12 protein-coding genes are annotated in these 13,958 nt (G+C 63.1%); 4 read left to right on the top strand and 8 right to left on the bottom strand.

What is annotated here, in order from left to right; translation table 11 throughout:
• Positions 1-4: 4 nt before the first annotated feature.
• Positions 5-2,872 carry an Rne/Rng family ribonuclease gene (locus VMW12_12295; GenBank protein ID HUZ50497.1) on the bottom strand — a complete coding sequence of 956 codons (2,868 nt, stop codon included), beginning with the start codon at positions 2,870-2,872 and terminating at the stop codon, positions 5-7.
• Between the two features lie 351 nt (positions 2,873-3,223).
• Between VMW12_12295 and VMW12_12290 the strand changes: the two genes are divergently transcribed.
• A complete protein-coding gene (locus VMW12_12290) occupies positions 3,224-3,985 on the top strand; it encodes a PilZ domain-containing protein (GenBank protein ID HUZ50496.1) in 762 nt (253 codons plus the stop codon).
• Here the strand turns inward: VMW12_12290 and VMW12_12285 are convergent.
• Positions 3,948-5,105: an Imm26 family immunity protein gene (locus VMW12_12285; GenBank protein HUZ50495.1), complete on the bottom strand. Its 1,158-nt coding sequence runs from the start codon at positions 5,103-5,105 to the stop codon at positions 3,948-3,950. The genes VMW12_12290 and VMW12_12285 overlap by 38 nt on opposite strands.
• 41 nt (positions 5,106-5,146) lie before the next feature.
• Here VMW12_12285 and VMW12_12280 point away from each other — a divergent pair, with 41 nt between their 5' ends.
• Positions 5,147-5,767: a class I SAM-dependent methyltransferase gene (locus VMW12_12280; protein ID HUZ50494.1), complete on the top strand. Its 621-nt coding sequence runs from the start codon at positions 5,147-5,149 to the stop codon at positions 5,765-5,767.
• Here VMW12_12280 and rodA read toward each other — a convergent pair.
• The 6 genes from rodA to VMW12_12250 all read right to left on the bottom strand — a co-directional run bounded on the left by rodA (position 5,764) and on the right by VMW12_12250 (position 10,727).
• The gene (gene rodA / locus VMW12_12275; protein HUZ50493.1) at positions 5,764-6,897 is read right to left on the bottom strand and encodes a rod shape-determining protein RodA; all 1,134 of its coding nucleotides are present in this window, start codon (positions 6,895-6,897) and stop codon (positions 5,764-5,766) included. The genes VMW12_12280 and rodA overlap by 4 nt on opposite strands.
• On the bottom strand, positions 6,875-7,540 hold the full coding sequence (locus VMW12_12270; GenBank protein ID HUZ50492.1) for an alpha-ketoglutarate-dependent dioxygenase AlkB: 666 nt from the start codon (positions 7,538-7,540) through the stop codon (positions 6,875-6,877). Before VMW12_12270 ends, rodA begins: the two co-directional genes overlap by 23 nt.
• 200 nt (positions 7,541-7,740) lie before the next feature.
• Positions 7,741-8,187 carry a cell division topological specificity factor MinE gene (gene minE / locus VMW12_12265; protein ID HUZ50491.1) on the bottom strand — a complete coding sequence of 149 codons (447 nt, stop codon included), beginning with the start codon at positions 8,185-8,187 and terminating at the stop codon, positions 7,741-7,743.
• Positions 8,187-8,993, bottom strand: a complete 807-nt coding sequence (gene minD, locus VMW12_12260; protein HUZ50490.1) for a septum site-determining protein MinD — start codon at positions 8,991-8,993, stop codon at positions 8,187-8,189. Before minD (VMW12_12260) ends, minE begins: the two co-directional genes overlap by 1 nt.
• A gap of 69 nt (positions 8,994-9,062) precedes the next feature.
• Positions 9,063-9,854 carry a septum site-determining protein MinD gene (minD, locus tag VMW12_12255; GenBank protein HUZ50489.1) on the bottom strand — a complete coding sequence of 264 codons (792 nt, stop codon included), beginning with the start codon at positions 9,852-9,854 and terminating at the stop codon, positions 9,063-9,065.
• Positions 9,855-9,860: 6 nt separating this feature from the next.
• Positions 9,861-10,727 carry a septum site-determining protein MinC gene (locus VMW12_12250; GenBank protein HUZ50488.1) on the bottom strand — a complete coding sequence of 289 codons (867 nt, stop codon included), beginning with the start codon at positions 10,725-10,727 and terminating at the stop codon, positions 9,861-9,863.
• Between the two features lie 188 nt (positions 10,728-10,915).
• On the opposite strand from VMW12_12250, the gene VMW12_12245 reads away from it, so the two are divergent.
• Both VMW12_12245 and VMW12_12240 read left to right on the top strand, forming a co-directional pair.
• Complete coding sequence (locus VMW12_12245; GenBank protein ID HUZ50487.1) at positions 10,916-12,940, top strand: M48 family metalloprotease; 2,025 nt, start codon at positions 10,916-10,918, stop codon at positions 12,938-12,940.
• An 18-nt stretch (positions 12,941-12,958) separates the two neighbouring features.
• On the top strand, positions 12,959-13,957 hold the full coding sequence (locus tag VMW12_12240) for a hypothetical protein (GenBank protein ID HUZ50486.1): 999 nt from the start codon (positions 12,959-12,961) through the stop codon (positions 13,955-13,957).
• The last annotated feature ends 1 nt before the right edge of the window (position 13,958 follow it).

Here is a 13,958-nt window from a genome sequence, read left to right as displayed (position 1 = left end):
CCGGCTAGGACTTCTTTTTCCTAGCCGGTGCCGCCGAAGAGGCCTTTTTACGGGTCGAGGTCTTCTTGACTGCGGGAGCCTTCGCTGCGGCCGGTTCCGCTTTTTTCGCGCGGGGTGCGGCGACGCGTTTTTTCGGCTCCGCTGCCGCCGCTGCGGGCTTGGCCGCCTCGGCTTTCTTGGCGCGCGGGGTTGCGGCCCGCTTGGCGGGTTCCTTTGCCGGCGTTGCCTTGGCGGCTTTGGCCGGAGCCTTCGCCGGAGTCTTCGCCTTGGGCTCGGCTACCGGCGCCGCGACCGCGGCCACCGGCTTGCGGGGACGTCGGGTCGAGGACGCAGGCTGCGCCGGGGGCAGCGCCGCGATCGGCGTGCTCTCAAGCTTGCCCGCGATACGGCCGCCGGCTCCGCCGCGGCCGCGCCGCGCGGGCTTGGTCAGCTGCGGTTGTTCGTCGGGCATGCGCAAGCTCGGGGGTGGCGGCTCGACCGCCGGAGGAGCGGAGCGCCGAACCGGTGCGATGGCGCGCGAAGGTTCGCGCGGAGCCGTCGTCCCGGTGGGTTGGGCCTTGCCGTCCTTACCGACGCGGAAGATGTGCCGGTCGGGAACCGACGAGCTCGAAGGCAGCGCTCCGGTGAGCGGCTCGAGGCCGGGCATCTGACGATCCGACGGCTGCTGGCCTTCGGCTCCGGGTCCACGGCCACGGCCGCGGCCGCGGCGGCGGCGCCGGCGCTTACGATTGGCTCCGTCGCCTTCTGCCGGCGCACCGGCGGGTTCGGCGGCAGCCACCTGCCGCGGCGCTTCTTCCTCTTCTTCTTCGTCGAGTTCGGACGCGGCGGCTTGCGGCGTTCCGTTCGTTGCGACCGTATCGACCGCGCCATTGCGTCCGCGCCCACCGCGGCGACGACGACGGCGACGGCGCTTGCCGTCCGTACGAGCGAGCTCTCCCTCGTCCTCACCGATGATGATGGCGTCGGGCTGGCGCTCGCCGCGCACTTCTGCGCCCAAAGCCTTGTCTTCGGCTTCCTCTTCCTCGGTAATCGTGGTAATGCCGATCGGCGGACGGGCCTGCTGCGCGGAAGCCGCCTCTTCGGCGAGTTCGCGGAGCTGCTGGGTCTCCTCGGCGGCGGTGAAGACGCCCTTGCGCTTTCCACCGCGGCGGCGTTTCTTCTTCGCCGCATCGCTTGCCGGAACGCCGGCGGTGATCATCTCGGCTAAGACGTAATCTTCGGAGTCGTCCACGTCGAGAATGCGAATGCGTGCCGTGTTTCCCGCATTGTTCGCGGCGTTTTCCACTTCGACCAAATGTCCGTTGACGACCGTCGCGGCAGACGTTGGGTTGGGCAGACGCCCCGCCAGCAATTCCACTTCGTGTTCGTCGCCCACGCGCACCAAACGCGCGCTCTCTTCTTTGAAGACCGGCATGCTTTCGACGCGTGATTTTTCGGGATGCAAGAGCGGGTCGACGCGCACGTGGATCTCGCTGCCGAGATCGTGAGCGAGCGCGACGCACTCGTCGTCGTACCAAAATTCCATCTGCGAAGCAACCGACGGCGCGGCATAGGCGACGACGGCCCCCTTCGCCGAGCGAGCCTCGTCGCGAATGCGACGGAACGTTTCGATCGCCATCGTCTGCGCGGACATGACCGTACCCAGACCCGTGCAGGTCGGGCACGTGCCGCGTAGTTGTGCGCCTAGGTCCTTACCGATGCGCTTGCGCGTAAATTCGAGCAAGCCGAGATTCGAAAAAGATTGAATCGTCGCGCGCGTGCGATCGCGGCGCAAACCGTCTTCGAGCGCGCGGATTACCTTACTGCGCGCGGCTTCGGACGACATATCGATAAAGTCGACGACGATGATGCCGCCGATATCGCGCAGACGTACTTGTCGCGCCACTTCGGTTGCGGCTTCGAGATTGGTTTTGACGATGGTATCGTCGAGATTACGGCCGCCGGTGAATTTACCCGAATTCACGTCGATCACCGTCAACGCTTCGGTGGTTTCGATCACGATCGATCCGCCCGAAGGGAGATTGATCTTCGGCTTCATGAGCTTTTGCAGCTCTTCGCTGATCTTGTAGTCGTCGAACAGATTGCGCCCCGAGTTGTAGTACTCGATGCGATCGAGGTACTGCGGGCCCAGGAGCTGCAGAAACTCGCGCACCTTACGGTACTCGGCTTCGTTATCGATCAGGACCTTATCGACGTCCGCCGTGATGAAATCGCGGGCGGCTTTGAAGACGAGATTCATATCGCGGTGCAAGAGCGATGGAGAACTCGCGCGCTTGAAGGTTTCGAGAATGCCGTGCCACATCCGGATCAGGACGCCTAGATCGGCGATCAGCTCGGCTTCGCTCACGTTCGCGGCGGCGGTTCGGACGACGGTCGCCATGCCTTCGGGACGAATCCGCTTCATCACGGCTTTGAGCCGGTTCCGCTCGTCGGCGGATTCGATTTTACGCGAAACGCCCGAGTACTTACCGGTCGGCATCAGGATGAGATAGCGTCCGGGAAGGGAGATGTTCGTGGAGATGCGCGCGCCCTTGAGGCCGCGCGGCTCCTTGACGATCTGCACCAAGACGTCGTCGCCCTTTTTCACCTTCTCGTTGATGGTGAAGCCGCTGTGGCCGTGGGTGATTTCGACATCGCCGATGTTTAGCGGCTGCTTGTTGATGTCGTCGACGTAGAGAAAGGCGTTTCGGCCAAGGCCGATATCCACGAACGCCGCGCCCATCCCGGGCAGAACGTTCTGTACCTTGCCTTTGTAGATCGAGCCGATGACTTTCTCTTCGCGCTCGATGTAGAGTTCGGCGATGTTGCCGTCCTCAAGTATGGCGACCCGGTTTTCCCAAGGGTCGCTCGAGATTAGGATCTCGCTCGACAAATTGTCCTCAAATTATCTAGGGGCCACGTGCGGCGGCCTTACCTCTCCATCCGCGACGACGACCCAGCGGGTTTGGAATCCCGGGATCGTCCTCGAGCGGGCGACGCACGCTGCGCCGCTACGTTGAACCCCTCTAGAAATATAAAACTTTCAGCCGGCTTTATTCCGGCTCAGTCGCAGTTCACGCCAATCGCTGCCCGCACCTGCCGCCATGTCCGAGGGCCTCCATTTTCGAAGGCTTTACCCTCGCAGGCCCTCAGGCACTCGACAAATCCAAGCGGGGTGCTGCATCGTTAGGAGGGGGTCGGCACACCCTGTTGGTGCCGGTGCCACAGGCACGGAGTCGCCACGATGTCACTCGATGAGCGCGCCTACCACCGTCAGCCCGTGCACGCCACCATCCACGTCCGGGTGGCGGGCGTTCGCGAAACGCTGCCGGCTACGCTGGTTAATATCTCCGGAGGCGGGTGCCGGATCGATGCCGCGGTCCAGATACAAACGCGCCTTCCGGTGCGTCTCAACCTCCCGCGCCCCGGCCTGACCGACCTCGTGCTGATGGGCACAATCAAGAAAACCCGGCACACGAAGCACGACCACACCTACCACTACGGCATCGCCTTCGAGATGGCCGGCGAGACCGAACGCGAGGAACTCTCGCGTTTCATTAGCGAGGAGCGGTTACGCGCGCTCAAAGGCGCGCACGTATCCGTGGGCCCGCCACCGCCTGCGAAGCGCTTGCTCGAACAGCGCTCCTGCGTGCGCACGGTCGCGAGTTTCCCCGTTCGCTACACGGTGCCCGAACAACCGGGCGTTACCTACGAAGCGCTGGCGCTGGATTTGAGCACGGGCGGTATGCGCATCATCACGGATCAGATTTTGCGCCGCGAATGGAACATCAACGTAAATATCTCGCTCCCCAACGATGAACTTCGCACGGCGGTACCGTTTATGCCGCTCTCCTTGCTGGCGTCGCCCTTGCCCGGCATCCGCAACTCGCGCGGACGCTACGTGCACAGCCTCTCGTTCCGAAATCCCAGCGCCGCGGCGATCGACGAAATCTTACGCTTCATTCGGGCTAACGAGTTGAGCCGTACGTCTCGCAACTCTCCTTAGCGATCCACGCGAAGGGCCACGCCGCCGCCCAAACGGCGCGCCGATATATTTCGACATTTTTTCGCCGCCCGCCGATATCGATCGTCGTTCGCCGCAGGGTGCGGCACGCCGCGAGCCAGCGCATATCGGCGACGTTGAACTGCCACAGGCCCCGCAGCTCCAATTGCTCGAGCTCGCTCATGCGCGCGAGCGGTACCAAGCTCGTAAGCCGCACGTCGTGCTCCAAGGACAACGCGCGAATGCGCGTCTCCGCGAAGACGTCCACGCTCGGCAAGCCACGCGTGCGCGAAAGCCGTAACGCCGCCAGTTGAGGCATGCGCGCGAGCGACTCCAATCCTTCGACTACGCCGCCACTGCAATCCAGCACACGCAGCTCGTCTAACGTTTCCAAAGGGCCCATATCGATTGCGGAATCTCCCGCCGCCACGCGCAGCGCGATCGCGCGCGGGAACGCTCGCACGAGCCGGGCCGCCGGGAGCATCTGCTCCAGTTCCAACCGTCGAACGTCGGAGAACACCGGGAGCGTCGCCGGCAGATCGCCTTCGCCCACGATCAGCGTTCTCACGTGCGGCATACGCGCGAACTCGGCAAGGCTCGCGAGCGCGTCGCCGTAGAGTCGAATGCTCGCATGCGGGCGGGTTGCAATCCACGCGGCAACCGCTTCGAGCGATTGCGACGATGGCGGGCTACGCCACTGCAATTGCGTATCGTCCGGAAGTCGTTCGAGCGCGGCCGCATCGACCGCCGCGTACAGATCGCGCACTACCCGCCGATGGCTCGGGAGCGCTCCGGTCGCGACCAACCGTTCCAGCACCAGAGGCGAGAGCACGCGCCGATACGCCGGTTCGAGCGGCCAGTCGCTCGAAGCGAACGCTGCATGCCCGCCGATAACCGGCCAACGATCTTCCACCATGGCGCGATCGCTGAACGACCCGCTCCAGAGCGCTCGGCTCGCGTCGAGCTCCGCTACCTGATGCTGCGATGGCACGCCCTCGAAGCATTCGCCGAAGACGTAGCCGGCGATGGCTTTGCGCGTTCCTCGAGCGACGATGCCCACCGCGTACCGGCCATCGCCGAGCGGGATCGCAAACCAATCGCCCGGACGGTACGGCCGTTTCATTCCCCGCGGTGTTCGCACTCGCGGTGACGAATACCGCGTCGGTGAGCAACGGTGAACGTTCGGCCGGTCGCCGGTTCGATCGCGAGCACGGCGTAACGACGCAAGCGATCCTTTTTCTCGACGATCTGGATCCGGAATTCGTCGGCGACGCGCACGCACACGCGACCCACTACGAGGCGATCCCGGTCGCGGACTTTCACGCGCTCGCGTCGGCCCTACCCGGCGAGGTGGTGCGCGCTTCCACCTTCATCGATGTCGGCGCGGGTATGGGACGCGCGCTCTTGCTGGCCAGCATTTCGCCGTTCAAGCAAATCGTCGGGATCGAAGTCTCTCCCGGATTGCATCAGATCGCAAAGGAGAATCTCTCGCGAGCGCACGGCATAACGCAGCGGTGCCGCGATCTGCGGGTGGTTCGCGCCGACGCGCGGCTCTGGAATTATCCGCCGGGCGATCTGGTCGTCTTTCTCTACAACCCGTTCGATGAGATCGCCCTCGCGCAATGCATCGGAGCGATCGTGCACTCGCGCGCCAAGGACGACCGCGTACATCTGATCTACCACACGCCCGTGCACGAAGAAGCGTTACGACCGTTTGGATGCGAAGAGCTCGCCCGCCATCCGTTCGGAGCCGTCTTTCGCCTTCGAGGCGCCGGCGAAAGTTAGGCGTTGCCGAGAACGCCGCGGTCTTTCTGCGAGTAGATGTTCAACAAAACGCCGACCGCGGCAAAATTGGTGAGAATGGCCGAACCGCCGTACGACATAAAGGGCAGCGGGATGCCGGTAATCGGCATGATGCCGATGGTCATGCCGATATTGACCACGATATGAAACGTCAGCATCGCAACCAAGCCGCTCGCCAGCAGAAATCCGAATCGATCGCGCGCAGCGAACATGGCGCGAACGCCCCCGAATAAAATCATGGCATAAAGAACCAGCAGTACCGCCGCACCGACGAAACCGAACTCCTCCGCCAAGACGGTGAAAATGAAATCCCGCGAATGTTCGGGTACGAAATTGAGTTGCGTTTGCGTCCCGTGATGCAAGCCGCGTCCCAACCACTCGCCGTTGCCGACGGCGATTTTCGATTGATTGAGATTGTAGCCGGCTCCTTGCGGGTCGGCTTTCGGATTGAGAAAAACGAAGAGGCGCGCCTTTTGGAACGGTTTGAGAACGACGTTGGTGCCGACCGCCGTCGCGGCCACGACGAAGACGCCCATCATGTAGATTGCGAAATCACCCAGCTTGGGTAAACCGAAGAAGAGTTGGGCGGTGAGCATGGCCAGGATGACGAGCGACGTTCCAAGATCCGGTTGCTTGACGATGAGCAATGCCGGGATTGCAACCACGACCAACGGCTTCCAGATGTCTTGCAAGCGCTCGTAACTCCCGCGACAGAGCACCGCCGCAATCGCGATCGCCAGCACCAGCTTGGCCGGCTCCGAAGGCTGGAACGTCCCGAGCGGGCCCAGCGATATCCACCGTTGGGCGCCGAGCGCGCTGTGGCCACCGCGCAGGATGAACAGCAGGAGGACGAGGTTGAGGCCGTAGAGCGCGGGTGCCCAACGCTGCCAGTTGCGGTAGTCGATGAGCGAAAAGCCGATCATCAACGGCGTGCCCAGAACGAGATAGAGTATCTGCTTGCGAAACTCGCCCGCGGCGTCGGGATTGTGCACGTCGGCCGACTGAATACACATGATGCCGATAACGGAAATCAGCACGCACGCGCTTGCGAGCGACCAGTTGAAATTCCTAAAGTAGCGTTTGGCTCCGCTACCGAGCGTCAGAACGGCCATCGGTCTTGGCCCGCTCTTCTGCGTTCGGCCGCGCGGCCACTTCCCGAAACGTCAGGTTGATGCGGGAATGCTCGATAGCTCGCACCTTGGCGATACGGTGCCGCCAACATCGCTGCGAATCTCCCGACATCACGAGCAGGCTCCCGTGTTCCAGCAGGCACTTGACCCGCCTCCCGTCCGCGACGTGCGACAATTCGAAGACGCGCTCGGCTCCCAAGCTCACCGAAGCGATCGTCGGCCGCGCTCCCAACTCCGGCTCGTCGTCGGCGTGCCACGAAACCGAATCGCTGCCGTCCCGATAGAGGTTCAGCAGCGCGCTATTGAATCGCGCGCCGGTCGCTCGCTCCAACCGATCGCGCAGATCGGCAAGTGCCGGCAGCCACGGCAACGGATCGTTCTTCAACCCCGAATACGTGTACTGCGCAACCGCATCGCCGTACCATGCCGTCAAGCGCGGCATAAGGCGCTCGACGCCGTACATACGAATGCGCTCCTGCCTCCACGGCACCTCGCGTTCGAGATGCGCGAACAGCTCGTCCGCTTGCGTCGCAGGCAAGAACGCGCGATAGTACGACGCTTCGCCGTCGTCGGGCAAGATCGGCACGGCACTCGACGGCGCTTCGCTAAATAAACCTCGTTGCATGTGTTGCTCGCGTTTCGCGGTCTGCTAGACCGGGTCAGCAGCCAGGCTAGTTGCGGGGATGCCAAAAAATTTCATCCGTGAAATTTTCTAGCTCGAGCATTTTTTCGACAAAACGAAGTTTTGAAATGGCCCTCCAGGCCAGGTCGAAAAAACTGCACGCCCCGCAACTAGCCTGGCTGCTGCCCCGCTCTAGCAGACCGCTAGTGTGCCGTCGCCGGTTTCTGCGATGCGGTGTTCTGCGATTTTTTGCGACGGCGCCGTTTTGGGGGCGCACCGGGAGCAGCGGTAGCCGGCGCTTCGTCCGCGATGCTCTGCGAGGCGGTCGACGGAGCGGCCGCAACTGCAGCCTCGGCCGGTTGCGGTGCGGGCGCCGCGTGCCCGTCGCCGCCCTTGGGGCGATTGACGGCAACGATCGGAATGTTGGCGAGCATCGCGAGCGCCCGATCCTCGCGTTCGAAGTTTACTTCGACCTTATCGCGATCGACTTCGACGTAGCGTGAGATCACGTCGATCAGATCGCGCTTCATCTGCTCGATGATCTCCGGCGCGAGCGCGAGATGGTCGGTCATGAGCACTAAGCGCAGCCGCTCTTTCGCGGTCGAGCTGGAGTCGGATTGCCCGAAGAGTTTTTTGAAGAAGTCGATCATCAGCGCTTTCCTCCGAAGATCGAGCCGAGCTTACCGAAGAAACTCTCTTTGGCTTCTTCGGGCGCCGGCGCGGGGACGTCTTCGCCGGCGATGCGCGCGGCAATGGCGTGGTAGGCGGAAGCGGTCGCACCATCCCGGCTGCGCGCTAACGGTTCGCCTTTGTTGGTCGTGATGATAATTTCCGGTTCGTCCGCGATGACGCCGAGCAGCGGTAAGCGCAAGATCGCATTCACGTCCTCAACCGAGAGCATCTTGCCCTTCTTGACCATGGCGGGGCGCAGCCTGTTGACGATGAGCTGTGGCCTGAAGGCGTTGCCGAGCAGCCCGACGACACGATCGACGTCGCGAACGGCCGAGACTTCGGGCGTGCAGACGACGATCGCTTCCTGCGCTCCGGCCACCGCGTTTTTGAAACCCAGCTCGATGCCCGCCGGACAATCGATCAACACGTAATCGAAGCGTTCGCGTAGCGCGTGAATCATGTCCCGCATTTTTTGCGTATCGACTTCGTCCTTCTCGCGCGATTGGGCCGCCGCAAGCAGAAATAGCGTCTCGTTATGCTTATCGCGAACGAGCGCTTCATCGAGCGTGACCTGTTCGTCGAGCACGTCGAGCACGTGGTACTTCACCCGGCTCTCGAGCCCGAGTACGATATCGAGGTTACGCAAACCGACGTCGGCATCGACCAACGCAACCCGCGCGCCGCGCGCCGCGAGCGCGGTACCGAGATTCGCGGTGGTGGTTGTTTTTCCGACGCCGCCCTTACCCGAGGTGATGACGATCGCCCGGCCGAGTTTTGCCGGAATGTCACCGGCCCGCGCGTCCGGATTCGGCTCGCTGCCGTCATCGTGAGGTTGCTTGAGCACGTGCATACCTTACCCCGCCTTTAGTGCGCCGAAGAGGCGTCCGAGAAAACCCTGTTGATCGAAACTCGTGAACGCGATGGTTTCGCCCTCGAGCCTGCGAGCGATCTTGTCGTAGATGGTCCGCAGCCGATTGGTTTCGTCAAGCACGATCGGCTCGCCGCGATTGGTCGTGTCGATGATTTCTTCGTCGTCGGGCACGATACCAAGCAAGTCGATCGAGAGAATTTCGCGGACGTCCTCGACCGAGAGCATATCGCCGGTGCGTACCATCTCCGGGCGTAGCCGATTCACGATCAGCCGCATCGGCATGCCGCGTTCGGTAAGCTTACCGACGACGCGGTCCGCATCCCGAATGGCGCTCACCTCGGGCGTGGTGACCACGATCGCTTCTTGCGCGCCTGCGACGGCGTTGCGAAAGCCGGCTTCGATCCCGGCCGGGCAATCGATCAGGACGAAGTCCGCGACTTGAGCGGCCTGATCGACGATATCCGCAAACTGCTGCTCCGAAACGGCATCTTTGTCGCGCGTTTGCGCGGCCGGCAAGATGGAGAGCGATTCGAAGCGCTTGTCTTTGATGAGCGCTTGCCGCAATTGGCAGCGTCCCTCGGCGACCTCAACCAAGTCGAACACGATGCGCTTCTCGAGGCCGAGCACGAGATCGAGGTTACGCAGACCGATATCCGCGTCGATCAAAATGACGCGATGGCCGCGCTTCGCCAACGTGGCCCCGAGGTTTGCCGTGGTCGTCGTTTTACCGACGCCGCCCTTTCCGGACGTGATGACGATCTTGCGTGCGCTCATGCCTACCTAACTCCCCAGGGTCGCGGTCAATTGCTCGAGTTTTTCGTACGGCGCCACGGCGATGCGGCCATCGCGAACGAATGCCGCCTCGGGTTGCGCGGCGCCCTCGCGTTGGCCTTCGTCGGCGGCGATAACCGTCGCGATCCGCAGTTGCGTCGCGCTTAGCTGCAGCGCGTACACGCGCGCCTGCGCGTCGCCCTGGGCCCCGGCGTGGGCGACCCCCGCGAGCCTTCCGAAAACCAAGATGCTGCCGGTTGCGACCAGCTCGGCGCCCGGATTCACGTCGCCCACCACGACGATATTGCCGACGTGGTGAAGGGCCTGCCCGCCGCGCAGCGTGCCCGTGTGAAAGAGCGTGCCGGGCGGTGCCTCGACCGGATGAAGGGCGGGCGGCTCCTTGGCTCGGTCCTTCGCCGAGGCCGCGCGCAGGTCGACGCGTGGAACGCTCTCCTCGCCGCGGCTACGGCGCTTGGCGATGTCGGCTCGGGCTCCGGCAAAATCGGCGACGAGCGACCGGGCGGCGTCCGAGAGCTTCGTCTCCCGTTTGGGGCGCAGGGCGCGGCGCCTTGCGAGCTCCTGGCCGGGTGCGGCCTCGAGGGCGAATGCCAGGCCGTGCGCGGTTGCGACCGGCTCGAGGGCCGGGGCGCCGCTCACGCCGCTCAGGGTAATCCCGCCGGCTTCAAGGATGCGCCGGAGTTCGGCTAGATGCGACGCCTCGGGCAAGCTGGCGCCGAAGGCGGCCGTTGCGGCGCTGCCGCGGTAGAAACCCGGCCGTTCGAGCAGGCGTGCCTCAAGTTCGGGAAGAGCTTCATCGAGCGAGCGCTCGCCCAAAGCGAGTTCGATCCCCATCCCACGTCCGCGAATCAACGTCATCGGGTCCCGATTTCAAAGGGCGCGCCGGGCATCCCCTCCGGCCTCCACATGCAACTCGCAAGTTCTTTTCATTATCCACATCCAATACACAGACTCCCCGCGTAACGTCTGGAGCCACCTGGGCGTTGTAGGGGGAACGGGGCCTGGTAACTTCGGCCGGAAGATGTAGTAATAAGGATAACGTTCGTATGATGATGCGCCGTGTCGTTCCGCTTTTCACCGTGCTCGCGCTGCTCGCGAGCAGTATGCCCTTGCCTGCCCTTGCGCTTTCGACCCAGGCCGAGATCATGATGGGGCGCGAGCAGGACGAGCAAATCGTCACCAGCAGCGTCATCGAAACCGATCCGCTGCTCAACGCATACGTTCAGAAAGTCTCGGACCGGCTCTGGAGACAAGTCGCGCGCAAAGACTTGCCTTACTCGATCAAGATTATCAAGAGCACCGACGTCAACGCGTTCTCCACCGAGGGCGGATACGTGTACGTCGATGAAGGTTTGCTCGATTTCGTGCAATCCGACGACGAGTTGGCGGGCGTGATCGGGCATGAAACCGGGCACATCGAGCGCCGCCATACGGTCACGTTACAAGCGAAGGCGCAAGCGCTGAACCTGCTGTTGGGGATCGCGTCGTTTATGTCGCCGCTGATCTATCAATTCGGAAATTTGATCGAGGCAGGCGGCATCGCCAAGATGCAGCGCGAGGACGAACTGCAGGCCGATCGTTACGGGCTGCAATTGATGTCGCGCGCGGGCTACGATCCGGACGCCATGATCACGATGATGCAGCACCTCAAGGTCCTCCAGGATCAGAAGGCCGACATCGTCACCAAATATCTGCAGGACCATCCCGATCCCGGCCCGCGTATCGCCCATCTCATGGGCTATCCGGAACTCGATCCTAAGGTCGTCACCGAAGAGCAACGCCTCGTTCAAGCGGCGAGCGATGAAGAGCGCGCGCGTTACGACTACTCGTCGATCAAACTCGCGCAAATCCTCAAAACCGATCCGAATAATAGCGAAGCGCTCTTGGACCTCGGCCAAGACGATTTGGCGCTGGGGCTTACCAGCAAGAGCGAACAGACGCTGGATCAGGCCTCGCAAAACGGTTCGGCCGCCGCGCGCGCGCAGGCGAGCCTGCGCATTGCGGCGCTTCGCCAGATGGAAGTGCAGCGCGTCTCGCTGACCCGCCCCAATCTGCAAGGCTTGCGAGCGTCCATGCAACAGGCGCAGGCCACGCAATCGTCGGCCGCCGTACAAATTCAAGCCCGGCGCGATCAAGGACGCGATCAGCTCTCCGCGGTCAAGACGCGTTTGAACGCGCTCCAGTACGAAGCGCCGAACCTGAGCGGACTCAACGTTCGGCCCGGTTCGCGCACCGAAGCGGTCTTGAAGAATCTCAACGCGATCGGCCGATCGCTCAATAGCGCTCTCAGCGACGCCGGGACGACCATCGGCGGCGTCGGCTCGCTAGAACGCAACAAACAAGGCGGGCTGCTCAAAGAGAACGCCGACATTCTGGCCGAGATGCAAGCGCCGCTCAACGCGAACCCGATTCCGACGGACTCGCTGGAGATATTCCCGTCGTATCCGGACATGATCGACGATCTCGATGCGGCCGACGGCGAGATGCTGCGAGCGGTCGATGCGTCGCGTGCGTCGCTCACGATGCTCGACCAAGCCGCGGGGGACGTCGACGCCTTCCTCAAGCAGTTCCAGGAGGCTCTGCATAATACCGATTTTACCGGCGACGTCACGCCGACGGATTATAACGGCTTGGTTCCGATCATGCAGAGAGCGCTGGCCGGGGTGAACGCCGCCGCCACCGCCGCTTCGCAGGCGGACCAGCTCTTTAACATGGCGCGCACCCGACAGCTCTCCACCCGGATCACCCTGCTAGGTTTAGGAACCTCGCCGCAGCGGTATTCAACACTTCAGTACGCGCTGCAACAACGCTTCGGGTTGAACGGTATAGACTATACGACCATGCTCCGGGACGGCGTGAGCCCGGGCGACGTAACGGTCGCAACCATTCTCGCCGCCGACATCAAGAGCACCCCGCAATCGCTCCTCAACGAAGCCAAGAGCACCCACTCCTCGATCGTCGACGTTGCGGACGCTCACGGCATGCATGCGTGGCCGCTAGAAATCTTTACCGGACTCATCTATCTGGATTACACCGACGATCCGCAGAAAGAGATGCATCCGGATTCATAAGCGTTAGGAAGGCCCCACATGGCATCGGCACTCGGCGCCCGCGACCTTTTCAAACTCGTACGCAACGGCATCGACGTAAAAACCGTCCACGCCAACGTCCGCAAACCATTTCGCTATCTTCTCTGCGGCGATCCCTCGCTGGTGGCGCAACTACGCGTGCTGCTATTGAGCGGGCACGATGACGATTCCGTGCCGCTCGATGCGGCCGCTTGCCTTGAAACGATCGCCGCGAGCGCGCCGCTGGTCACCGACCCGCGCGACGTGCGCGCGGTGGTTTTTCTCGGGCGGCCGGGCGACTTGAACGGCGCGATTTTCGACGGGCTCGCAACCCTGCGCGTACCCATCTTCGCACTCACGGTCGACGAACAGGCCGAACCGAGCGGGCCGGGCACCCACCCGGCACCCGGCATTCATGCCGAGTACGTCGTTCACGCGATTTCCAAAGAGGCTCTGCACGGGCGCTTCTTCGTGCATCTGGTCGACGCGTCGAAGGGCGTCGAGATCGCGGTCGGGCGCAGGCTGCCGGTCCTACGCGAAACCGTTGCGGCGAAGCTCACCCGCGATGCTGCGAACAACGCGCTCAAGGTCGCGCTGGCGAGCGCGCTGGTCGATCACATTCCCGTCGTAGGGCTCGTGCTCGGCGCGTTCGCATCGGCGGGCGACATGGTCGCCATCACCGGCATTCAGATGATGCTCTTGCTGCATATCGAAGCGGCCTACGGGCGCGACCCGGACGTTCAACGTATGTGGCAATTGTTGCCGGTCATCGGCGGCGGCTTCGGATGGCGCACGCTCGCGCGCGAGCTCGCCGGATTCGTTCCGGTAGCGGGCGTGGCGATCAAAGGCGCGATCGCCTATGCGGGCACCATCGTCGTCGGCGAAGGCGTTACGTTCTTCCTGGAGCACGGCAAGCACATGAGCAAAGCCGACGCGCTCAAGAGTTACGAGCGCACCAAGGGCGAGGCGATGCGTTTCGCGCGCGATCTCATCACCAAATTCCGCAAGCGCGAAAGCTAGG

It is taken from the genome of Candidatus Dormiibacterota bacterium (genome assembly GCA_035532835.1).
In the GTDB taxonomy this organism is placed as follows: domain Bacteria; phylum Vulcanimicrobiota; class Vulcanimicrobiia; order Vulcanimicrobiales; family Vulcanimicrobiaceae; genus DAHUXY01.
The sequence above is the reverse complement of the archived record's forward strand: the minus strand, read 5'-3'. Positions and strand labels throughout refer to the sequence as shown.